This window comes from Candidatus Woesearchaeota archaeon (genome assembly GCA_030651375.1).
In the GTDB taxonomy this organism is placed as follows: Archaea; Nanobdellota; Nanobdellia; order Woesearchaeales; family UBA12501; genus JAUSFM01.
In genome coordinates, this window is the sequence record JAUSFM010000009.1 from 98,386 (window position 1) to 120,369 (window position 21,984).

18 protein-coding genes are annotated in these 21,984 nt (G+C 48.0%); 9 read left to right on the top strand and 9 right to left on the bottom strand.

Going from position 1 to position 21,984, the window contains the following annotated elements; all coding sequences use genetic code 11:
* Window positions 1-18: 18 nt before the first annotated feature.
* Together Q7R76_02810 and rtcA are read right to left on the bottom strand one after the other, a co-directional pair.
* Entirely contained in the window at window positions 19-4,128 is a 4,110-nt protein-coding gene (locus tag Q7R76_02810; protein ID MDO8642501.1) for a hypothetical protein, read from the bottom strand.
* 82 nt (window positions 4,129-4,210) lie between these two features.
* On the bottom strand, window positions 4,211-5,263 hold the full coding sequence (gene rtcA / locus Q7R76_02815) for an RNA 3'-terminal phosphate cyclase (GenBank protein MDO8642502.1): 1,053 nt from the start codon (window positions 5,261-5,263) through the stop codon (window positions 4,211-4,213).
* A gap of 74 nt (window positions 5,264-5,337) precedes the next feature.
* Here rtcA and Q7R76_02820 point away from each other — a divergent pair, with 74 nt between their 5' ends.
* Entirely contained in the window at window positions 5,338-5,748 is a 411-nt protein-coding gene (locus Q7R76_02820) for a hypothetical protein (protein MDO8642503.1), read from the top strand.
* 5 nt (window positions 5,749-5,753) lie between these two features.
* On the opposite strand, the gene Q7R76_02825 is transcribed toward Q7R76_02820, so the two are convergent.
* Genes Q7R76_02825 through Q7R76_02835 form a run of 3 tightly spaced genes read right to left on the bottom strand, consistent with a single transcriptional unit; the run spans window position 5,754 to window position 7,746 of the window.
* Entirely contained in the window at window positions 5,754-6,674 is a 921-nt protein-coding gene (locus Q7R76_02825) for an NAD-dependent epimerase/dehydratase family protein (protein ID MDO8642504.1), read from the bottom strand.
* 33 nt (window positions 6,675-6,707) lie between these two features.
* Window positions 6,708-6,932, bottom strand: coding sequence for a hypothetical protein (locus Q7R76_02830; protein ID MDO8642505.1), 225 nt, complete (start codon window positions 6,930-6,932; stop codon window positions 6,708-6,710).
* A complete protein-coding gene (locus Q7R76_02835) occupies window positions 6,904-7,746 on the bottom strand; it encodes a hypothetical protein (protein ID MDO8642506.1) in 843 nt (280 codons plus the stop codon). Before Q7R76_02835 ends, Q7R76_02830 begins: the two co-directional genes overlap by 29 nt.
* Window positions 7,747-8,002: 256 nt before the next feature.
* Between Q7R76_02835 and Q7R76_02840 the strand changes: the two genes are divergently transcribed.
* The 3 genes from Q7R76_02840 (at window position 8,003) to Q7R76_02850 (ending at window position 11,271) form a co-directional block, all read left to right on the top strand.
* A complete protein-coding gene (locus tag Q7R76_02840; protein MDO8642507.1) occupies window positions 8,003-9,712 on the top strand; it encodes a hypothetical protein in 1,710 nt (569 codons plus the stop codon).
* Between the two features lie 173 nt (window positions 9,713-9,885).
* The gene (locus tag Q7R76_02845) at window positions 9,886-10,143 is read left to right on the top strand and encodes a hypothetical protein (protein MDO8642508.1); all 258 of its coding nucleotides are present in this window, start codon (window positions 9,886-9,888) and stop codon (window positions 10,141-10,143) included.
* Between the two features lie 135 nt (window positions 10,144-10,278).
* Window positions 10,279-11,271 carry a hypothetical protein gene (locus Q7R76_02850; GenBank protein ID MDO8642509.1) on the top strand — a complete coding sequence of 331 codons (993 nt, stop codon included), beginning with the start codon at window positions 10,279-10,281 and terminating at the stop codon, window positions 11,269-11,271.
* A gap of 51 nt (window positions 11,272-11,322) precedes the next feature.
* Here Q7R76_02850 and Q7R76_02855 read toward each other — a convergent pair whose 3' ends face one another.
* Together Q7R76_02855 and Q7R76_02860 are read right to left on the bottom strand one after the other, a co-directional pair.
* The gene (locus tag Q7R76_02855) at window positions 11,323-13,047 is read right to left on the bottom strand and encodes a hypothetical protein (protein ID MDO8642510.1); all 1,725 of its coding nucleotides are present in this window, start codon (window positions 13,045-13,047) and stop codon (window positions 11,323-11,325) included.
* 102 nt (window positions 13,048-13,149) lie between these two features.
* The gene (locus tag Q7R76_02860) at window positions 13,150-14,154 is read right to left on the bottom strand and encodes an NMD3-related protein (protein MDO8642511.1); all 1,005 of its coding nucleotides are present in this window, start codon (window positions 14,152-14,154) and stop codon (window positions 13,150-13,152) included.
* Between the two features lie 52 nt (window positions 14,155-14,206).
* Here Q7R76_02860 and Q7R76_02865 point away from each other — a divergent pair, with 52 nt between their 5' ends.
* The 4 genes from Q7R76_02865 to Q7R76_02880 all read left to right on the top strand — a co-directional run bounded on the left by Q7R76_02865 (window position 14,207) and on the right by Q7R76_02880 (window position 16,261).
* On the top strand, window positions 14,207-14,803 hold the full coding sequence (locus Q7R76_02865; protein ID MDO8642512.1) for a signal peptidase I: 597 nt from the start codon (window positions 14,207-14,209) through the stop codon (window positions 14,801-14,803).
* A 45-nt stretch (window positions 14,804-14,848) separates the two neighbouring features.
* Window positions 14,849-15,169, top strand: coding sequence for a transcription factor S (locus Q7R76_02870; GenBank protein ID MDO8642513.1), 321 nt, complete (start codon window positions 14,849-14,851; stop codon window positions 15,167-15,169).
* Between the two features lie 62 nt (window positions 15,170-15,231).
* Window positions 15,232-15,477 carry a DUF167 domain-containing protein gene (locus Q7R76_02875; GenBank protein ID MDO8642514.1) on the top strand — a complete coding sequence of 82 codons (246 nt, stop codon included), beginning with the start codon at window positions 15,232-15,234 and terminating at the stop codon, window positions 15,475-15,477.
* Between the two features lie 73 nt (window positions 15,478-15,550).
* Window positions 15,551-16,261: a hypothetical protein gene (locus tag Q7R76_02880; protein MDO8642515.1), complete on the top strand. Its 711-nt coding sequence runs from the start codon at window positions 15,551-15,553 to the stop codon at window positions 16,259-16,261.
* A 17-nt stretch (window positions 16,262-16,278) separates the two neighbouring features.
* On the opposite strand, the gene Q7R76_02885 is transcribed toward Q7R76_02880, so the two are convergent.
* Window positions 16,279-20,340 (bottom strand): S8 family serine peptidase, encoded by a 4,062-nt coding sequence (locus Q7R76_02885; GenBank protein MDO8642516.1) that lies wholly within the window; start codon window positions 20,338-20,340, stop codon window positions 16,279-16,281.
* A 101-nt stretch (window positions 20,341-20,441) separates the two neighbouring features.
* Between Q7R76_02885 and Q7R76_02890 the strand changes: the two genes are divergently transcribed.
* Window positions 20,442-20,939, top strand: a complete 498-nt coding sequence (locus Q7R76_02890) for a hypothetical protein (GenBank protein MDO8642517.1) — start codon at window positions 20,442-20,444, stop codon at window positions 20,937-20,939.
* Window positions 20,940-20,949: 10 nt separating this feature from the next.
* On the opposite strand, the gene Q7R76_02895 is transcribed toward Q7R76_02890, so the two are convergent.
* On the bottom strand, window positions 20,950-21,984 hold the full coding sequence (locus Q7R76_02895; GenBank protein ID MDO8642518.1) for an agmatine deiminase family protein: 1,035 nt from the start codon (window positions 21,982-21,984) through the stop codon (window positions 20,950-20,952).

Genomic DNA, 21,984 nt, shown 5'->3' on the forward strand with positions numbered 1-21,984 from the left:
TTTCTTCTTTTAAAAATATTACTCAAGCAATCTCGGCGCCATGGCTTCAACATCGTTGACATGCGCCAATCCGAAAAGCGTTTTTCCTGCCTTTCGCAGTTGAGTTTCAAGTGCATGATATCCTGCATCAGCAGGGACACCGTGTTGTGTCAGCACCTTCATGGTTTGGTTCTCATCAAGGAATCCAACCTGTTTCATCAATTCTGCCCGCGAATCATCGTAATGCATTGCCTGCGCCCATCCTGCTGCCAGCTTCCAATATGCTTTTGAAAATACGTCATACCCTATGAGTTGTTGATCGCCCAACTTTTCCGTTGCCATATACTCCCGGATGTATTTTTCCAACTGTAGGTCTGGTTTTTCTCCATCAAGCAACAGCGCAGGCATGATGCGGTTCACAGGAATTTTTGTTCCATCCGATTTTTTCCATGAAAACGGCTCATACAAAATCGCCGCTGCAACAAAAGGAGAAACATGATACCCTTCTCCAGTCACTGCTTTTCGCATAGTGTCAGGGAATTGGCGTATGGCCGCGTTGATGCGCCCGGGTGTTACTTGCGGAGGCATCAATTCAGCAAGATCAGAGGTGAGCACAATATCTTCAACGCCGTAGGCGTGCTCTGCGTCATTGCCTTTCAGGACAATCTGGTCGGCTGCAAATCTGCCTGATCTTCTCATGTACTCAAAGAGCCGCCGTGAAAATTCCGGCTGATATGCGGCCACAAGCAACGCGACGGCTTCTTCTTCATTCTTCGGTGCAGTGCTCAGGCGATACTGGTACACACCATCTTCGGCGCGCGGTGTTATTCGTGCGCCGAGAGAGCCGGATCTTCGTTCTGGCTGTACTAACACCGGTGTTTCTTCTCTTTTTGAAGGTGTTGTTCCTGCGGGAGCTGGTGCAGTATATCCTGTTGTTTCTGCCGCCGATGCTGGTGCAAGTGGTGCCTGTTCTCCTGCAGGCGATGCAACCTTTTCTTCCAGCGAGGGTATCACCACTTTTGTTCCCTTGGGAAGCCCGACAACATCTTCAACCGTTGTGCGTCCCGTCAATGATTCCAATGCATAATCAAACGCTTTGAAATAGACTTCACGTTGGCGCGCCTTGATGTCTGATGCCGTTGGAGTGCCTGATTCAGGCGTAAAAAGATTTGTTTTTGAATACACCTGTAGAAGTTCTGGGCCAAGAATAGCGTACAGTGCCGCATGGTTTGGCGGTGCTAATGGCTCTGGCTTAAGGTCAACTTCTGCCCATAATTTAATTTTCAATGCCGTGCTTGCGGCGATGCCTAATCCTGATGCTTTTAATCTATGGGTATTGACAAACTCGTGCAGTTTTCCAACAGCTTTTTTCGTGACTTGAGCTGCAACAACATATTCCACAACCATGTTTGGCACATACAAATGTTGGTCATCAAATCGTATCCGGCGCTGTGCTGTATTATAGTATCCTTTCTCCAGAATTTTATGCCGTAACGCCGTTGCGAGGTACGCCATTGCGTATGTGTCGTCGAATGGATGGGTTGATGATGAAGTGGCAGGAGCGGGAACTTCTGGGCGTGCTGAAGCTGGTGAAGCAGGAGCAGGAACCGAAACAAGTACGTCATCAATTGATGCAGCTATTGGTGTTGGCGCAGGAGCTGGCGATGGTGCCGGAGGAGGAACTGGTATTGGTGAGAGAGCTGGAGATGGCGCAGGGGCAGGTCGAGTGGCTGGAGAATCTACATTCGCGGATTCTGCCGCAACATAGTCACCCAACAATGTGCCGCCTGCTTTCATCGTGTCGAAGGCGAGGTTGAATGATTCACGGAATCGCTGGCGGACAGGCGTGGCTGGTTTAGCGAATTTTTCAACAGCGGCAAAGTATTTTTGTCCTTGTAATCTTTGGATGGCTTCAAATGGCACACCAAAAAATCCAGCTATTTCTACATCCAAATATTTCTTTACATCTGTAAGATCACTCAGATGGATGGCAAGAATATCCTCCATCATTACTCCTGCAGGTGCATCATGATGATGGCGCAGCAATGGATGCTCTTTTCCTTTCCATTGTTGAAACGCCCCATCGGTTATTCTGGTTTTTAATAGTTCACGAACTTTGTAATACCGGGGAACATCCCCACTTTTAATCGGCTTGTGGCCGGGAAGCGTAATCATATCTGTCGTCGGATCATACAGCTTTTGATAGCGTATTCCCCTTTCTATTCCCTGCGCAAGATAGCGGAGTGGGTCGGTGAGAAGTAAATCATCGGACAGAACGAATTTTCTTCCGGCAGATGCTGCTGAAGCGGCAGGATGTGGTGGTGCGGGCGCATCCGGTGCATCCGGTTCAACCACCGTATCAATCGTTGCGGCACGAGCTGCTATTCTCTGCTCTTCTGCTTCTGATGGTGCTTCACCAGCCACTGCGCCGCCGGTAAGCTCTTGATACCATACTGACTGGTGCTCCCGCACAATCGGAAACAGTTGAGGAAGGAGATTATTGATGCTTGGCCAGTCAAGGTCAACGGTCTTTGCTTTTTTCAGTAAACCATCTTCCACTGCGCGATGTGCAAGGGCAGAATCAATGCCGAGAGATGCTTCCAAATCAGCGTAGGTTCTGATGCGAACATCGCCCGCTGATTTGTAAAGCCCAAAGAATTTGACATCAAGGGGAGAGAATTTTTGATGGAGGGAAAAGGGAACATGGCCAAAAGCGTCTGCATAGACTTCGTTAACATAGCGTTGGTATGACGTATAGCGAGCGTTATATCCATCGCTTCCTTCTCGTGCTTGGTGTGGGGTTACTGCAAGCAAAGGAATATCGGCAGGGGATGATGGGGTCAGTGTTTGGCTGTGCGCAACAAGTTGTTGGTGCTCGGCATCGTAGCCAAGCATAATTCCTTCAGCAGTGTACTGGCCGGTTTGCACGAGGTGGCTAAACACAGCCTGCGCAAGTTCTTCGAGCAGGGGACGTGAAGGAACAGAACGGGGAGAGGGAGGTGGAGCAGGAGTTACAGGAGCTGGTTCAACCGCTGGTACAGATTCAGGCACGCGTGGCGCTGGTTCAGCCACGCGTGGTGGCACTTGTTCTGGTGTTTCACTTTCATATTCTTTTACCGCCTTTTCCAATGCTGTGTCAAACACTTCAAAAAATACTTTTTCCTGCGCGGTTTTAAACCGGCTTGCATCTCTTGGCTTGTATTCGTGTTTCGGATTAAATACACCTGAATTATGTGCGTTGATTATTTCATCTTCAGAAGCACCAAATAAATCTGCAAGTTCATCGAGTGATAACGATTGTGTTGGTGTTTTACCAGGAGCACTTTCGCGCCATAATTTTACTTTGAGCACGTTTCGAGCTTCTGCACCGTCGTCTTTTCGTAATCCTTTACTATCCATATACTTGTGTGCTGTTCCACCTGTTGTAAATCCTGCTAAACTTTTTGCAATGCCATATCCAACAATATGGTCCGAATCATATCTTATTCCTTCTGCAAATTTTATTTGTTTTCGTTCACCGTCATAATAGTCTTTGCGTATTCGTTCGTATAACCGTTCGACAAGAATGTCCTGCATATCTTCAGCTGTTGTATCTTTTGGCGGCGTCGGTTCTTTGTGAAGGGGTGCCGGTGCAATTGGTTCAGGTTCACGTTCACGAATAGGCGCTGGCACCGGTACAACTATCTCGGGTGGTGCTGCCCTAGCCGGAGCTGCTGAAGCTGCTGCACGCTCCTCTCGTTCCGCCAAACGATTTCGTGTGCGTTCTGCCAGAGAATCCGTGCTCAATTCAATAACTTCAATCTGGCGATCGGATTGTTGAACATACGTGAGAAACAACGGTTGAGAAGAATCGCGCGCTTCAACATAGTGTGCTGCCTCTGAAAAAACACCGAGCGGAATGCCATTTGCTGCAACACCGACATCTTTTCCAACTGATTTTACTTCAATGGCAGTTCGTGAGATGAAACCATCAAGGCCGACGATGCCGGTCGATCCGTGGTATGTTTTGTCAGGTGTTCCGTGCAGTTGAATTTCGAGTGGCCTGCCAAGTAAGGCAGCAGTAACTTCGTCAATGGTTGTTGTGGCACTCGTTGCAGAATCAAGCGGTATAATGCCTGCCCTTCCTACCTTAAACCAGTGTTCAGCCATAAGTCCCCAGCAAGCATGTGGAGAAGAAGTGTTTAATAAGGCTTTATATGGTGGAGAATATATGAATAACCATCCTTAAAAATCAGGCATGAATCGTTTTTCCCTCAATCTCTATTTTCTTCCCCATCATCTGCTCCACCACAAATACATTCGTCTTGGTGTGGTTCGTTATCTCGCTCGTTTTTATTTCCCCGCCAAGCAATCCAAGAAGCGGAATCAAATTGTCAGCAAGGTGCTGGTCAACCGCAGCGCCGCTCTGAATTTCAGCAAGCAGTTTCTGCGCGCAGTCACTTCCCACTTCCTCTGCCCGTTTTCCTTTTTCACCCAGCACGTCAGCGCCCAGCCGAATCGGATTTTTGGCATCAATATCATTTTTGTCTTTGGAGAAAATCGCCCAGAGCGTGATGCCGCAGCCGTCGCTTGGCGTATTCACATATTCTGCTGTTATATTTATCGGGCATGACACTTTCTGACCCAGCGCGACTTTTGCACCCCGTGCCATGCGCTCGGAAACCTGCGCGTCTTGCAAGGTTGCTGAAGCGTGCGCAATTCCTTTGATGTGGATGAGGTGGTGTTGTTCTGTAAGCGCAAACGGCACACTTTTTTTCCCCTCGTCAAGCGTGGTGTGCGAATCAATCTTTATATCAACTCTGCCGGCGCCTTTTGGATAATAGCCGCGCTGCTCAAGCTTGCACATGATGTCTGCATATCTCCGAAATTGCGGCACAATAATTTCGCAGAAATAATCCCAGCTCGGGCTCCATGCAACATCAGTGCCGCCGGTTATTTTGAGGCGGAATTTTTCGCCGGAAAAGGCCAGCGGCAGAAGAAGGGATTGCATCAGCAAGGTAATTGAGCCGGCCGTGCCGATGTCCAATGACAGCGTGCGGCCTTTTAGCTTTCCCGGAACGTAGTTAATCGTGGTTGAGCCGAGTACGGCGTCATCACCATATGCATTGCACAGTTGTTCCATGGCTTTGATTGCCGTGAGGTGCTGCGCCTTCAAGCCGGGTTCGGCACGGCCCGCACGAATTTTATCAACGGTAACTGCTTTGCCCATGAGCGTTGAAATGCCGATTGCGGTTCGCACGATTTGCCCACCGCCTTCAAGATACGAGCCATCGATGGTGTTCATACCATTCGCTAACAAGGATGTTTTTATAAATTTTAGGAAAAACTATTTATATGCCACAATGTATTGTTTGTGCTATGGCATCAAAAAGAGGGAAAAGAAGGGGAACAAAGAAGCCGGCGAAACGAACAACACGGCACGCGGCAAAGAAGGCGACAAAACGAACGCAAAAACGCGTCGTTAAAAAACCCGCGAAAAAATCAAAATCATCTCCAAAAAAATCAAAATCAACACAAACGACACCAAAGCAAAAAATTGTTGGCCTTGTCACTCATTTCTATCCGCACATCAGCGTCGGGATTGTTGAAGTCAAAGCGCCGCTCAAGATTGGTGATTCTATAACCATATCCGGCCACGGCAAGAGCTTCAAGCAAAAAATAACATCGATGCAGATTGAGCACGAATCAATCAAAACCGCGCGGAAAGGCGATTTTATTGGGATTAAAACGCTCCGGCCGGTAAAGGAGAAGGATGTTGTGATGAAATAATCTTTTTATTCTTGCTTCTTAAACCATTCCACCGTCTTTTTCAGCCCATCTTTGAATGGGATTTCCGCGTGCCAGTCAAGCACCTTCTTCGCTTTTTCACTATTCAAAAAGCTGTGCCGAATATCACCCGGTCGTTCTTGGCTATGTGCCGTTGTTCCTTTTCCCACAATTTCCTTCAACATTGTTGCCAAGTGATTTACGCTTGTCTGCGCGCCGGTGCCAATGTTAAACACATCATTCTCCCCTTTGGTCAATGCAAGCACATTCGCCGCTACAATATCATCAACAAAAATATAGTCACGCGTCTGTTCGCCATCCCCGAAAATGGTGCACGGCTTTCCTGCCAACATAGCGCGAATAAAGAGCGGCACCACACCAGCTTCGCCGCCATCTTGGTGCGGCCCGTACACGTTCGCATACCGCAGAATCACAAAGGGGATTTTGTACAAATTCTGGTAACAGCGCAGGTACAATTCACTCGTCATCTTGCTGGCGCCGTACGGTGAGAGTTGGAGGAGCGCATCTTGTTCATTCAGCCCGTTTTTTCCCGGCTCTTTGTCACCGTACACCGCTGCTGATGAGGAAAAAATAATTCTTTTAACACCATTTTTTCTGGAACATTCAAGCACGTTAATGAGCCCGAGCACATTTATTTCATAATCTTTCACTGGGTCGCGCACTGAAGCCTCGGCGCTTGCCTGCGCGGCGTGATGGTTCACCACATCTGGCTTTTCTTTTTCAAAAATGCCAGTAAGTTGGGCGGCATTGCGGATGTCCGCGTGATAGAAGCGCATTCCCGTGGGCACGCGTTGTTTTTTTCCGGTGCTCAAGTCATCAACTATAGCAACATCGTGCCCTGCTGCTGCGTAGGCCTGCGCGATATGGCTGCCAATAAATCCAGCGCCTCCGGTAATAAGAATTTTCATAATGAAACCTTACGATGGTGAAGTTTTCGGTGGTTAGCGCCGCTTTTTCCGCTGTAGTCCGGTAATCTGTGCAAGTTTGGTAAATAATTTTGATGCATGTGACGCCTCGCCCATAAATGCTTTGTTCTGCTGTTCGAGCTGTTTTTTTGTCGGGAGTTCCGCATCTTCCTGCTCAAGTTCCTGCAATTCTTTTTTTGCAAGGGAAGGAATCTTCATTGCTGAATGCCGTTCAAGACTGCTTTTTCGCCTGTTTTTCATGTCTGCCCTCTTTTTCTTTTTCCTCTTTGGTATCTTTAGTGTTTAGAATGATGATATTACCCCTGCCTTTTTTAATTTTTCTTATTTTTCCTGCGGTTTCAAGCTCGGTGAGGACGAGGCTGATTTTTCCCTCTGAAAGTGGCACCTGCTTGCGGAGCTCTTTTTGCGTGGTACGGCCGTCTTGTTCCTTGATAAATTCCATGACTTGCTGTGCCACTGCGTCTTCTTCTTTTTTTATTTCATTGTCTTCATCGTTTTCGGTGCTTGTTTCTTCTGTTTCATTTTCATTATTTCCCTCATTTTCACTACTTACTTTTTTCTTTTTCCGTTCCGGACTGTTCATAAACTTATAAAAAACATAAATAACTACAAGCACAATGATTCCCGCAACACCAAAAAGGGCGTACGTGGTAAACCGCTTCTCTTCGATAAAGATGTTGTCCACATCAAGCGCGCTTTCAGCGAGAATATCATCTTCTGCGGCGAAGCTCGGAAGGAGGAACAGGTCAAACACATACGATCCGTCTTCCTTGACCACGACACGCTCTTCTGTTGTCAGGAGGGATGCATTTTCTTTGTACTGCGCGCGGATAATATACTCACCCTTGTCAACAGTAAACGCGTAGGTGCCATCGGTTGAAACCATGCGCTGCTTGGGGCTGGTGCTTATCTCGGCAACGGCTTTTTCAAGTTTTTTGAGGTCAAGATTGTAAATTGTGCCGTGGATAAGTGCCGCAGCGCTTACCATCTGAAGCGATATAAGCATAGCAAGAAGCACAAAAATTCCTATGGCGGTTATTCGCTTGGCTACCATTTTTACCCAAGGGGCTGGTCGAAGAGGGGGTATAAAAGCATTATGGTTTTCGAGCAAAATACGTCGATAATGTGGGCTTTAATCGGGTACACATAGTCAAAAAAAGCCGTAAAACAGCGTATTTTCAATTTTAAAGCTTCAGTAAAGTTTTATTCGTTTCATGCACGTTGAATAAAGTTTTATCATGAAGCTTTTGGCAAGTATCTTTATAAGCACTTTCGCCTCATATTTCCTTGGTGGTTGTTGCAGGGGCGCAATGGCCGTTGCATCACCGACCAAAAACATTCAAAAACTATTCAACCAAAACTGGAGGGATACCATGAAACAAATTAAAAGATATGGATCATTGATTGCCCTTTTTTTGATGGCCATTCTGGCCATGGCAGTGCCTATTGCTGCACGAGAACACCAAGGCCTCGGGCTTGGAATTGGCGTGCGAGCATCCGCAGCTGCACAGGCAGATACTGATGCGGCTACTACTGATATAGGTGTACCTGCTGACACTGCTGTTTCGGCAGACGTCTCCGGCATGCCTCGAATTGGCGCCCGACGTCCCTTTGCTATGCCCATTGGCATAAAAAACGCACAATGTGTGCACGCATGTATTGAATCAACTGCCCGGGCATCTTCGAGCGGCACCGTCTCCGATGACCAGCGCAGGCAATGCATGGAAAAATGCAACGCTGAAAAAAAAGCTGAAAAGGAACAGCGCAAAGAACAGCGTGACGAAAAAAAGGCATGGCACGGAAATTTTTCAGGAGCAGTGCGCGCCATTACTGGACAGCAAAAAATAATCCGCGAGGACTTCAAAGACTTCAGAAAATCAATGAAGAATGAAACATCGAATGAAACGTCCGATGAAAAACCAAGCATGACCGACGAAGAAAAGGCAAAGCTTCAGGAAGCAAAGAAAGCAATGCTCGATCAAATTGATAATCTGCGCGAGAAAAAGCAGGAACTCTTCGAATCAATTCCCGCAGCGTTCAAAACCCCTCGGCTTATTGCCCGTGGTGAAATGATGCAGCTCAACCATGCACTTGGCCGCACCCAACAGGATTATGCGGACGCGAAAAAGCTGCACGTTGAGTCACGCGCGAGAATTGAAGCACAGAAAAAGGCGTATCACGTCTGCATGCAGAACACCAAATCCGCAGTTAATGATGCTGATGCAACGCGATCCGCAGAAGCGCAGGTTGATTTCAGCCACTGCAAAGAAATAAAAAAGGAATTTTCAGGCGATGTGAAAACATTTCTCCTGAAAACAGCTGACATGGTTGTTGAATCCCTCAACAAGCTCAAATATCAAGTGAAGCTTTCCGAGGACATCACCGACGAGGCATCAGTAACACTGGTTGCGGAAATTGAACAGCGGATTATCGATGTTAAAAACGCCCGCGTTACCGTTGAAGAGCTAAAAGATGAGGCTGATAGCGTGCAGCTTAAGGCTGCGGCAAAAACAATTCGCGACGCATGGCAGGAGACCAGAGTCCTTTTCAAAAAGGACGTTGGCGTACTCATGCAGGCAAAGCTGGGCAACATTATCAACCGCATGGACCAACTCAAAGAAAAATTCAGCAAGGCACGTGACCTGCTGAAAGGCAAGGGCGCTGATGTGTCGTCTCTCGACGACATGCTCGGTTCCTTTGACGCGAAATTGAGCACAGCACGAGCAGACTATGAACAGGCCGTGACGCTTTTTGCACAGGCGCAGTCAGCAAAAAATGCAGACAGCGTGGTGAAACAGGCGCATGAGCTGGTTAAGCAGGCGCGGACTGACCTCAAATCTGCACAGGAAGAGCTTCGTAAGCTCACTGCAGAACTGAAGGTGCAGCTCCGGGCAACCGCAGAAACAGAAGCAGCTGCATCTGCACAACCTGCATCTTCAGAGGCACGCGAAAGCACTGTCTCTGCTGATGTAAATGCGCAGGCCGAGGCATCTGCTGAAGTATCTGCATCGAGCGACTAATACCAAGAATAATAAGAAATACCACCTTCCCGCGCTGTCGGTTATCCAATCCCAAACCCGGCTATGACAGCGCGGTTTTTTATTTTTTTTAGGTGGGACGTGAGTGGTTTGCTGTAGAAATAAACTAAAAAACTCAAATAGAGCAATAACAAAAAAAATGGCGGGGTGTCCTCATGAAAAAAATCCTACATATCATCGTATTAATTGCCGTTGTCTTTGCATTGTCCGGATGCGTGTTTGGGCCAAAGAAAAGCAAATTGGTGCCGGACGGGCCTGCGCAACCTCTTGGTTCAGGAGCATCTGCCCTTTCCAATTCAGCAAATACAGTCATCACTGACCATGACGAACAAGAACTGGCAGACTTGTCAAGGGAACTTGATGAGGACATCAATTTCGATGACATTGAAGAATTGACCAAATTAGATATCTGATTTTGTTTTATTTATTTTTGGTTTCATGTGCGCATAGCCACTAGGCTCTGCCGTATTTTTTTTTGAATTCGTGCAGCGGGCACGCTATCATCATCGTATAAAAAACAAAAAAATAACTACAACGAGGTGTAACTGATGGTACAAGCAAGAACGCAAGCAAGAACATTTGATGAATACGAAGAAGTTAGTGCAGTATATGAGCGCGACTATGTGGAGTGGGAATCAGAGCTGCTTCCGCTTGAAGTGCTGGCAGCAGAAGAAGGAGTGGCATTAGACCCGTGTCATCATCCGGGAAGCGATGCCCAGCCCATTCTGTTGACCAAGCGGAAAGAGCGGGAAAAAACATTCCAACCTGATGAGCTCGATGCGTTGCTCGACTCCATCGTCGCCACCAGCACGCCGATCACTGGCAAGCCAGCACCACCTGAATCATCTCACCAGCCCTACAAAGATGTTGCAACGCTGCTTTCTGAATTTCAGGCTGCGCATGACGAGCTTCGATCCTATGCATTGAGCGACTTGGCTGATGGCGCCAACCGGCAGGAGTACCAACGTGCACTCGGAACAGCGGTCGGCGTTCTTGACGGGCTCAAGCACCATTATGTCGGCCTTGCTGACACGCTAGCGGCGCTCGAAGAAGAACAGTATCGGCGAATGGAACAAAAAACCGGACATCTTGCTGAAGAACAAAAGCAGCTTGGACTGGATCGCGATATGTACGACTTGATTCGGCACGATGAAACTGCTGGAGTTGCCTGCACCAGCGGCACAGTGTTGTTTCGGGCAGAAAGCAAACTCGCTGCACAGATTGGGCAACGAACTCGCCGGATAACCACACTTGAAAAATCGTTTGCTGCAGACCGGAGCGTTAACTATGTGCTCAACAATTCCTTGGGGAGAGCGTGGACTGCCGTCGAAAGAATTGAAGATATGCAAGGCAGCATGGCCAACGGCTTTGCGCTGTATGCAGCGTTGCGCATGGCGCCCCATGAGCATGCGCTTGACCATCTTCAGCAAACGCTTGCTACGGTGCAGGCAGAAACCTATCGGGACTCACTGTCTGCTGCGCTGAGTATAATGCATGGACAAACCGTGCCGCAGCAGGCGTATCTTGGAGCAGTGCAGTAAACGCAGTAACAATGCAAGCTGAGAAACTTTTTATTTTTGTTTTATTCTTCTTTATTTTTCTATCTGGTACACATGTACTTTTTTCCCTTGAACATCAGAATACGCAAGCAACCCGCCTCTGCTGATGGCCATGGTGCGAACTGTTTCTGCATTTCCCTGATAGTTTTCGGGGTAGAAATGGCTCAAGAAAGTTCCAGGCTCTCCCCGTTCTGTTGGAAGGCGGTACGCTTTAATGCTGCCCACTTCTTCGTCGGGCATTTTCGTGAGGGCGTACAAGACACCATTATGGATCGAATGGTTCATGGGAAGGCACCTGCGCTCAATCTCTTTCGGATCGATAAGGGGGAATGGTTTTTGGCTCTCTGTTAATTGCCCTAATCTCCGATCAACCGCCATGATATTGGCTGCTTTGAAATATAACCTCTTTCCATCAATCACAATACGTGAACCATCACTCCACTCACTTGTTTTTATGCCACCTGACCAGGGGTGGTATCTGATGGGCGTTCCAATAATTTGCTGTCCATTTGATGCAGCAATAATATTATTGTGGCTCCGTTCTATCGCATTGTTTGGGCTGAGATTAAAATAGAAAACTCCATCTTGTTCAGTAACCTGGCTAATCTCTCGTGGATATTGAAGTATATCTTCTGCTTTGAGCAGTTGTATTGCGCGGTTAAATTTGTCCTCTGTTTCCGTTATCTCCTGAAGATTAGGAGTGTATCGCTTGACCATCTTATTCTGTCGCGCATTAGCGCCAACAACATACAATGTGCCATCGCTTCCAATGCTGAGGCTGCCTTCGAAACTGGTCGTACCTACAGCACCATCAAAGAGTGCTTTCATCCCGGTCTCTATTGTGCGTCCTGAATACGTTGGAAGGGTATCCGTTCTGATGAGGTAGAGCACCATATCTGCATATTCATGCTGTCGGATGTCATCTTCACTATCTTCTGGCTTTACCAGTACTGCAAGTCTTTGGTCAGATAAAAATGCAAGCGCTAATGGTGTAAATTCTGACAAAGTAAAGTCAATGGTCTTATCAGAAAGCAACTTTGGTGGCGACGTGAGGTTGCGTGTGCGTAATTGTGCATCGAAAGCTTCATGGCGTTTCAATCTTTTCCCTTGTCCTTCTTTTGCTCGATGATATTCGTCTCTCACGCCATCAATGCCCTCTCCGCGGCCGGTAACACCACCGTCGTCTCGCGTCATAAAACCGAACTCTGATTCAAACATCCCTCTGAAATATCCGACACCGGAATCGCGTGCGAGCAGTTTTTCACGAACCTCTTGTACTGGCAGCTCGTGCCCGCGTGCTTTGACCAACCCAAAGAGAATCGTACTATCGAGCCACGCGTTTAAATCACTCTCTCCGCCCTCATTCTCCAATCCCCTTTCAGCAGTCAGAACGCCGTACTCACGCGGAGATAGGGTCATCATCTTTAGTGCAGCTTCTTCGAGTTGAGAAACATCAACATGGCGAACATCTATATCAACTAAGTGTGCAACTCGGTCTAATGCAGCTTCTTCTTTTCTAATATGATAATCTAACACATGGGCTAAATCTCGATCTAATATCCCCCTCCTCGTGAGGTCATCAAAATTTTGGTACATAAGGGCAGGCAGTTCCTGCGCAGTGACTGGGCGTTCCATTGCTGCACTAAGTGCAGGGAGCAGGTCATCAAGTCTTTTTTTGCGGAGTTCTGTATCCTTAAACTGGTTTCCATACTCAACGATTGCTTTTCGCATTCGAGTGATATCTTCATACGTAACCATGTCTCTAAGAATCCTGCTCTTTTATTTAAAGATATATGGTTTCTATTTGATATATGCTCACTCTTTATCACCGACTACCTACCGCACACCACCGACAGCCGATTACACAACCCACATCTTTCCTTTGTGGTGCACCACATTGACTTTTTTCCCGATGGGGAGCGGGCCGAGGCGAACATTTGAGATGCGCATGGGCTGGTAGGTTTCAGGGTCCATCACTTCGCCGAAGGGCTTGTTCTTAATCACCGTCGCGAGCAAGGGCTCGACTTTTTCTGCCTTCATCAGTGTGCCTGATTTGGTGCTGGTGCTGGTATTTTTTTCAAAATCAAAATACACAATCTGCTTGCCGCGCCGCAGGAGTTTCATAAGCACGCCATCCAGCAAAAACGCGTCGCCTTCTTTCAGCGGCATTGGTTCAAAATAGATGTTCAGCCGGTACACATCTTTGCTGGTGAATTTGTCCAGCGTAAAGATTCGCACGCTGCTTTTCAGCACGCCGCCGAATTTCTTGTGCAGCAGCACCCCAATTTTTTTGAGAAACGCCTGTTTGGTAATGTAAAAATCCATGCCGTTCTGCACGCGCAGTTCAGTAGTCGCCTGCGCTCCTTTTCCTTTTTCAAGGTCGAGTTTTTTCCGGATGTACGCGTACACATCTTCCGGCGCTTTTCGTATCTGCAAAATTCCTTCAAAGTATTGCGTGCCGCTCTTGCCGCAGTGGTTGCAGATGGTTAAAAAAATCGCGAGCGGTGTAAGGTGGGGCATTTCTTCGCCTTTACGCTGTATCCCCACTTGTATTTCTATTTCAAGTCCGGGTTTGGGGCTTGCATATGCTTCCTTGAGCCGCTCGAGTTCATGTTCAGGAATAATCACTTTGCCGGTCTCCTGTTTCTTCTGCTTTGCCATCCCTTTTCCAACTGCTTCGCGTATGATTTCACGGAAACCCTTAAAGGCGAGCCAGGTGTTTTTGCGTTTGTACCTGCGGCAGTGCACGCAAATATCAAGCCGTGTTTCTAATGGCTCGAGCGGGTTTTCTCGGTGTGCGCACGCAGCGCAGAGCTCGCCTTCAATGTCCTTTTTTCCGCAGCGCGGGCAGAAGTGGGGTCTCATTCTTCTGCGCAGGAAGCAAACCTTTTTAAATCTTTGTTTATAAGCCAATCCCATGAACCGCGCACAACTGGGCACATTTCTCAAAAGGGCATGGCGCTTTCTCTGGCACGACGAATCGGTCTGGAGCTGGGTTGCCAATGTGGTCATCGCCTTTGTGCTTATCAAATTCGTTGTCTATCCTGGCCTTGGCTGGCTTCTCGGCACGCCGTTTCCTATCGTCGCTGTCGTGTCCGGCAGCATGGAACATCGCGGCGGATTTGACACCTGGTGGGCAGACCATGAAAAATTTTATGAACAGCATGGCATTGCCAACGATGTTTTCAAAACATTCCCCTTTTCCAATGGCTTCAACAAAGGCGACATTATGATACTGCGCGGGCTGAAAAAAGAAAATATTAAAAAAGGGACGGTGATTGTCTTTCACACATCACGGCTTTCTGAGCCGGTGATTCACCGTATTGTGGAAGTCGGCGATACCGGCTCCACAGTTACCACCAAAGGTGACTTCAACAGCCAAAGCCACTCATTTGAGCAGGACATTCCTCTCAACCAAATCATTGGCGAGGCAGTTGTCAAAATTCCTTATCTCGGATACATCAAAATTTGGTTTGTGCAATTGCTCAACGCCATCGGCGTTGGCTCTTCATAACCACCTACCCTAACCACCTAATCATCAAGCAACGGAGGCACTACTATGTTTTGTCCAAAATGCGGCGGTATGCTGATGCCGAAAAAAGACGGTAATCGGCGCATTCTCGTCTGCAGCTGCGGCTTCAAGGACGTGAAAGCAGAAGAAACCCTCATCACTGAAATTAAGCGCGAATCAAAAAGCGTTGAAATAGTTGACATTGACCAGTCAGAGACCCAGTCTCTGCCAGTTACCGACGCGAAGTGCCCACAATGCGGCCATGAAAAAGCGCACTACTGGATGGTTCAAACCCGCGCGTCTGACGAGCCGGAAACAAAATTCCACCGCTGCAAATCCTGCAAGCACGTCTGGCGGGACTATAGTTAGGCGTTGGGTGTTGGCTTTCGGTATTTTGGCGTTGGGTGTTTGGTATCTGGTCGGGGTGACTGATGGATTTTTTTCCGTACCTTTCTGACAAAAAATCGGTTTCAATTATCGTCCGCCCACGGGCTCCAGAAACAAAAATAATGAAATGGGACACTGAAAAAAATGCGTTGCGCGTTGATGTTGCCGCACCGCCGGAAGACAACAAGGCGAACCGAGAGATTATCAAATTCTTTTCCAAGCTGACGAAGAAAAAAGTCACCATACTCACTGGTTTGACGAGTAAAAAGAAAGTACTTCGTATTGCATAACGATTCTCCACAACCACAAACTTTTTTAATAGTTGTTTCTCTTGTTGGTCTATTCTTTTTTCGAGGTTTTGCAATGGCTGAAGAACAGGTGATGGATCACGGAAAAGACTATTTTATTCTCGCACGTAAATTTGCAACGGTGTGCACACTCGCTGAACTGGTGAGTCGGCGAAAGAGAGATGGGGATGCGCGCGCTTCGTATTTCTGGCTTGCGAATTTTGTGGTGTACGACCCCGGCAGCGCCGAAGAAGACAGCCCATATCTCACCGTCTGTGGTGATGGCCATCTCAATCCGTTTAAAAAAATGACTCATCGGTCCGAGTTTGAAGAACATCTATCTGGTGGCGAATATCCACTCACTCCCGAGCTTGATCATACAGTCAAAGAAGCTCTTGTTCGCGGAACAGCGGTTCGCATTTCGTACGCAGGGCTGAGCAATTCTGGTGGGCCGCGCCTTGAGTTGCCGTCTAAAAACAATACCACCTACCTCATCATTAATCCCCTCGAACTTGTTCGTTTCCAAGAACATCGGCCTTATTTCAATGAGTCCCAGCGTGCTCTGCTTACTGCCCTGTATGGTGCTCCTCAAGACCACGGCAGAATGTTGATGGATGCAGGCGGCCGGAACACTGCAATCATCATGCTCGCTGAACCATATGTGCGCGAACAGCCGCACCCCTTTGTGCGCGCGTGCTGGACCAACACGGTGGACGCGGGTTCGCTTGTTGAGCTCTGTGAGAACTTCAAAGAAAATGATGGTTTCATTCTTGGTGTGCTTCGTTAAATACAACTACCGCATACTTAAAATTCAAATTTTTTATCCTGCTCTCCTTGTGCTGCTTCTCCTTCTTCAAACAAATATTTTTTCTTGTGCGGCAATTTCTGTTTCAGTTTTTCAACAAGTGTCTTGCTTTTCTGGCGGACGAAACTCAATGCGTCACTCGCAATGCCCAAACTGCCGATGCTCGTTTTCAGGCGCGCTGCAGAGTCGCTGTCAAGATGCGTTATTTTCCGGTAGCTGAAACTCCCCAGCCCAAGTGCACCGAGCGTGAGAAGGGTGAGAATCGAGCCCAGTCCAAACATGCTAAACTCTCCGTCCTCTTTGACAAATCCAAGCGCTTTTCCAACGCCGGCGATGCGGCCGGTTAGCAGATCGTTGGATACCGTTTCTGTTTGTTCTGCTGTTGCAGCGCCGGTCACACCATCTCCTCCTGCTGTTTCTGATTCAGTTGCTGACTCGAACGATGATTCTGATTCTTGCGCAGCAGCTTCACCATCTGATGATGTTTCACTCGTCGTGCCGATACTGCTTATCGATGCAGGTGCTGATGCGGGCAGGGTGCTTGCCGGTCTGCTCTGCTGCTGACTCTGTGTTGGCCCGCCACCGCCTCCTCCGCCGCCACCGGCTGCTCCTCCTCCTGTGCTTCCTGTTCCAGTATTTCCCGTGCTACTTGTATTCGGGGCGCTCAGTGAGATATTAAGTATGCCTTCTTCTGAAAGCTTGGTGAAGAGCACACCATCGCAGGTTGCATTGTACCGATACAGCCCTTCTGCGGTAAAACTCTGCACACGTTCATAGCGATTGCTTGCTGCATTGAACGCTGCAATACTCGTGTCGTTGTTGACCGTTAAGAAACAAACCGCATCAGTAATCACCTCATTTGACGTCGAATTGCGGTAATTCAGCTGCATCGTCACCGTCTGATTTGGCTGTTTTGGCGAATCACTGCTCAACACAACCCCCGCATTTGGCTCAACGGTGAAGCTGCTGAAATGGTTGGCGGTAAAGCTGACAGCGTTGTCCGTGCATACCACATTAATGCAGGCCGTGCTGCTATTTTCGCTGCATACGAATCCTGCTGCGCGCACTTTGTCAGCGGCCGTGTACACTGCTTCTGCGGCGACAATCTTTGTTGGGCACGTCACATTTTTTATGGTCACGCGAGCTGTGTTGTTATATTCACTGCCAAGCATCGTTGTATTAACGCTGACCAGCCGATCGCTCAATCGTATCGCATTGTCAAAATCCCTGCCGCGTGCGTCCTTGCCGCCGGTAAAATTGACCGAGCCGCGCTCTTTTTTCTCGATGAAAAGGTCTGAACCATTTGCGAGATTTGGCGCTGCGTTGAAGTTCGTAGTGTTGCCGTCAAATGTTGCAACGGAAGGAAGTTGGCTCAACACCATAGTAAGCGCGGTGCTCATTGTTTGGCTGAGATTGATTATTTTGTTTTGTTTTGTATACGTTCCCGCCTCAACCGTGACGGTGTGCGGCGTCAGAATATCATTCACTGCTCCGTATACTCCTTCGACGAGCAGGAAGTTCATTGCACTTACATTTTTTGTGGTGATGGTTGAGCCATTCTGAAGAGTTATAGTCATATTCGTCAGGAGCGGCTGGCTGTTGTTATTCGTTGTGTTCACGGAAAGGTACCAGTCCAGTTCAACGCTTGTCGTGGTGTTTGCCTCAATTGTTTTCGACGTGGTTGTTGTGTTAATCAGCTGGTTTCGCCCGCCAAACCCTTTCATGCCCAGCGCGCCGTTTGTTGCAGAATCATTCACCTGTGCATTCGCCGCGCCATCAAACAATATGCCCGTCGAGAAATTCGTGAGCGTGCACGATTTCACGCGCGCGTTGTTGGTGGTCATCGCCATCCCTGTTCCCACATTCGTATTCTTGCTGACGAATGAAAATCCGTCGCAATCAAGTGTGATGTTGTCTGCTGAAAGCGTCATACAGGTTCCATTTCCTCCATACTCAAGCGACGCATTCATCAGAATGTTTCGGTTTGGTTTGGTATACTGTTTGCACGCCGCCACAAACGGATATATCGTTATCGTATCCTGCGCAGCAGCAGGAGTTGTATCCGACGCACTGCATGACCCGTTCCAGTCAATGCTTTTTTCTGTCGTGAAAAACGTGGTGTACTCGTAATATGATGATGTTGCATTGTATACCATAGCATGAGACACATTTTCGATGGTAATCGTGCAGTTTGCGTTTCCCACAATAGGCGCGCCGGTCGTATTCGTATAATTTGCAAAGAAGGTTATGTCGTCATCAACCGTGCTGTTTTTGCTGCCGCGCTGCGCATCATTGTCGTCAAAAATAGTCAGCACCGCGCTTGCGCTTGTGGTGAAGTTTCCATAAGCGTCAAAGTTTGTGACGTTAAAGGTGGTATTGTCTCCTGATGAGCTCATAACCATACAACTGGCACATTTTTTTCCATCGTCAAAAATAAATCCATTAAGCACTGGCGGATTTTTCATCGTGACAACAGCCGTTGCATTAAGGCGCGGCTCGCGTGAGATGTTGATAATAATGTTTCCCGGCTTGATACTGATTGACTCGTTGAGATTCATTTTCACAAAATTAACCGCGCCGGGATAGGCAACCAGCCCATCGCCATTTCCAATTTGCGCGCCGGCCAGCATTTCAAGATTTTCCAGCGTTTGCGCAGCGAAGTTTGTTGTCGCTGAATTGTTGAACTGGCTGTATTTGATCGGCTCTTGAATTGTTTGAACCAGCTCAAGCGCGTCAATGCGCAGGAACGTGAGGCCGGTGCCTGCATCAGCTATTTTTTTCCCCGTGTTTCTCAACAGCACACGCAGTTCATCAACACGCAGAATACGATTCTGGAACTGCTGTGAGAATTGGTTTGCGAGCGCAACAAGTCCGGCAACATGCGGTGTTGCCATGCTGGTGCCTGACAACGTGGTGTACCGATTGTTGTTGCATACTTGTCCGCTTCCGCCGGCAGGGCAGTTTTGCTGTGCCGTTGAATTTATCGATGAGCCCGGCGCGAGAACATCAAGAAGGATATTTCGATTGGTGAATGCTGAAATTGCGTCTGCTTTTGTCGTCGAGCCAACCGCCGTGACATTGGAAAGGCATGCCGGAAGCGCAATGCCACCCGTGTTGGCGCTGTTGCCTGACGCCGCGAGCATCATAATGCCCTGTCCATACGCCGTGTTCGCCGCGTCAGTGAACGCAAGAGTTTGTCCATTTGCATCACAGCTTGCGGCGTCGCTGAAGATGCCCGTGCCCAAGCTCATGGTGATGACATCAATGCTGTAATTGTTTTTGTTTGCAATACAAAAATCAATCCCTTTGAGAATATTCGAGAGATCCGTGCTGCTGTCCTTGCCAAATACTTTGACCGCGACAATGCCTGCGTTTTTTGCCACACCCACCAGATTATTTCCTCCTGCTGTGGCCGGAGCGTTTGCCGCCACAATGCCGGCAACATGGGTGCCATGGCCGTTTTCATCGGTTGCGTTGCCAAACAGTTCGGTCTGATTATTTGGGCAGCACGCCGAGCCGTTGTTAGTACAATAACAGTATTGCGCAACAATATTGTTCTTCAGGTCAGGGTGAGTCGGGTCAATGCCCGTGTCAAGTACGCATACACCTCTCCCTGTCCCGGTGATGTTTGCCCCTCCCACCACTAATTGGTGCACCGTGGTTGCTTTGATAAGCGGTACGCTTTGCTCAAGCAGCAGGTGCATTTTCGTGTCAGGAATGATTGCCGCAACGTTAGGATTGTTCTGCAATTCAGCCAGCGTGTCCTTTGGCACGGTCGCAGCAATCATATTAAGCATTTCAAATGTTTCAATATTTTTTACGCCCGGGGCATCGAGCGAGTCGCTGATGACGCTGTCTTGTTTTTCACGAACACCCTCTTGTACTGTTGCGAGTGACATTCCTGCTGTGGAAGCAGTCTCTTTGAGTACAATAATCACATCATTGGTTTGCTGGGGGACGAGGTTCACCGCAGTGTCTTCAGCGGTGCTTCCAGCGGTAAAAAGAGCCAGACTAATAAGTACAGTAAAAAGAACTACCATCCTCTTTTTTTGAATGTCCATCACCTTCATTTACTGCCTCGTTCGGCAGGGAATATGTATCCTTTTTCTTTTATAAATCTTGTGAAGATAGGTTTATATATGGCCACCTGTCCCGCTCCACTATGCGACCTGAACTTGAAACAAAAACCCTCGTTAACCGGTTAAAAGATACTGACATTGGCAAGGCAGGAGTATCCCGCCCTGAATGTCAACGCATGATAGCAGATGTTGTGCGTGAATACGTTGAAACAGCGTATGCAGTGACTAGTACAGTCATTGCACGGGCGCTTGAGGAATTACGCAACAATGCTGATTACCGCGCTGAAGGAAGAACCCCATTCTGGACACGCTCCGCCACTGACTGGGACCTCTCTCGTTTTACCAGTGCACAACGAAATCCCTATCTCACCGTAGTGCCGCATAAAAAAATTGGCGATGCTGCACGCTATTTTATTCAGAAAAAAAATCCAGGTATCTCAGTTGATATCAGCTGGTCAAAAGACCATGCCAGCGCTTTTGCGCAACAGCTCATTTATTATCGGGATGATACTGCGTTAGAACTATACATCAACAAACATTTCAGGCCAAAACGCATAATCTACCAATTTCGCGAGAGTTAGTTAGCTGTCGTTACATTCTCGGCTGCTGCTGGCTCATGCAGTGAATCGTGCCAAAGCCGAACACGACGTGGTAGCAGTTGATGCCGACTACTTTTCGCTGCGGGAATTGTTCCTGAATAATCCTCAGCGCTTTCTCATCATTCTTGTGCCCAAAAATAGGCACGAGCACAACCGTATTGCCGATGTAGAAATTCGCATAGCTTGCCGGCACCCTTCCTTTGTCATCGCCCACCACACCGGGCATGGGCAGTTTGATGACCGTAAGTTTTTTCCCATCCTGATCCGTTTCTTTGCATAGAATGTCATAATTTTCTTTCAGCATCGGATAATTTTCATCGTTGGCATCATCTTCATACGCGCATAGCACTGTTGTGGGGTTTACAAACCGCGCAAGGTCATCAACGTGGCCATCGGTGTCATCACCCACAATGCCTTCATTGAGCCAGATAATTTTTTTGACGCCCAAAAAATCCTTCAGATACTGCTCAATCTGCTGTTTTGAAAGCTGTGGATTCCTATTTTTGTTAAGCAGGCACTGTGCCGAGGTCAGCAGCGTTCCCTTACCGTTGACATCGATTGAGCCGCCTTCGAGCACAATGCCGGGCGCGAACCGCTCAATCTTCATTGTTTCGTTAATCCATTCGGGAATGTGAGAATCTTTGAGCAGTTCTTCGTACTTGTTGCCCCACGCGTTGAAAATCCAGTGCGTCATGGCGAGCTTTTTTTCTTTTTTATTCACCACAAAGATTGGGCCGTAGTCACGAAACCAGACATCGGCATACTCATGGACATGGAGCGTTATTTTTGAGAAATTGCATTTTTTCTTTTCAAGCGCCGCCATCACTTTTTTCTTCATCGCTTCATTTTTGACGAGTAAATTCACCTGTTCACTGGAATGAACTGCTGCAATAATCTCTGCCATGGCCTTTTCTGCCTCCGGCATATTCGGAAACGTAAGTGGGTCATGCGGCCACGAGAGCCAGATAGCATCGTGCGGTTCCCATTCTGCGGGCATCTGATAACCGAGCTGAGAAGGCGTTTTCAT

Excerpts from the sequence above, each read along its gene's own strand:
- Q7R76_02810 (MDO8642501.1), bottom strand. The coding sequence starts at position 4,128 with ATGGCTGAACACTGGTTTAAGGTAGGAAGGGCAGGCATTATACCGCTT.
- rtcA (MDO8642502.1), bottom strand. The coding sequence starts at position 5,263 with ATGAACACCATCGATGGCTCGTATCTTGAAGGCGGTGGGCAAATCGTG.
- Q7R76_02820 (MDO8642503.1), top strand. The coding sequence starts at position 5,338 with ATGGCATCAAAAAGAGGGAAAAGAAGGGGAACAAAGAAGCCGGCGAAA.
- Q7R76_02825 (MDO8642504.1), bottom strand. The coding sequence starts at position 6,674 with ATGAAAATTCTTATTACCGGAGGCGCTGGATTTATTGGCAGCCATATC.
- Q7R76_02830 (MDO8642505.1), bottom strand. The coding sequence starts at position 6,932 with ATGAAAAACAGGCGAAAAAGCAGTCTTGAACGGCATTCAGCAATGAAG.
- Q7R76_02835 (MDO8642506.1), bottom strand. The coding sequence starts at position 7,746 with ATGGTAGCCAAGCGAATAACCGCCATAGGAATTTTTGTGCTTCTTGCT.
- Q7R76_02840 (MDO8642507.1), top strand. The coding sequence starts at position 8,003 with ATGGCCGTTGCATCACCGACCAAAAACATTCAAAAACTATTCAACCAA.
- Q7R76_02845 (MDO8642508.1), top strand. The coding sequence starts at position 9,886 with ATGAAAAAAATCCTACATATCATCGTATTAATTGCCGTTGTCTTTGCA.
- Q7R76_02850 (MDO8642509.1), top strand. The coding sequence starts at position 10,279 with ATGGTACAAGCAAGAACGCAAGCAAGAACATTTGATGAATACGAAGAA.
- Q7R76_02855 (MDO8642510.1), bottom strand. The coding sequence starts at position 13,047 with ATGGTTACGTATGAAGATATCACTCGAATGCGAAAAGCAATCGTTGAG.
- Q7R76_02860 (MDO8642511.1), bottom strand. The coding sequence starts at position 14,154 with ATGAGACCCCACTTCTGCCCGCGCTGCGGAAAAAAGGACATTGAAGGC.
- Q7R76_02865 (MDO8642512.1), top strand. The coding sequence starts at position 14,207 with ATGAACCGCGCACAACTGGGCACATTTCTCAAAAGGGCATGGCGCTTT.
- Q7R76_02870 (MDO8642513.1), top strand. The coding sequence starts at position 14,849 with ATGTTTTGTCCAAAATGCGGCGGTATGCTGATGCCGAAAAAAGACGGT.
- Q7R76_02875 (MDO8642514.1), top strand. The coding sequence starts at position 15,232 with ATGGATTTTTTTCCGTACCTTTCTGACAAAAAATCGGTTTCAATTATC.
- Q7R76_02880 (MDO8642515.1), top strand. The coding sequence starts at position 15,551 with ATGGCTGAAGAACAGGTGATGGATCACGGAAAAGACTATTTTATTCTC.
- Q7R76_02885 (MDO8642516.1), bottom strand. The coding sequence starts at position 20,340 with ATGGACATTCAAAAAAAGAGGATGGTAGTTCTTTTTACTGTACTTATT.
- Q7R76_02890 (MDO8642517.1), top strand. The coding sequence starts at position 20,442 with ATGCGACCTGAACTTGAAACAAAAACCCTCGTTAACCGGTTAAAAGAT.
- Q7R76_02895 (MDO8642518.1), bottom strand. The coding sequence starts at position 21,984 with ATGAAAACGCCTTCTCAGCTCGGTTATCAGATGCCCGCAGAATGGGAA.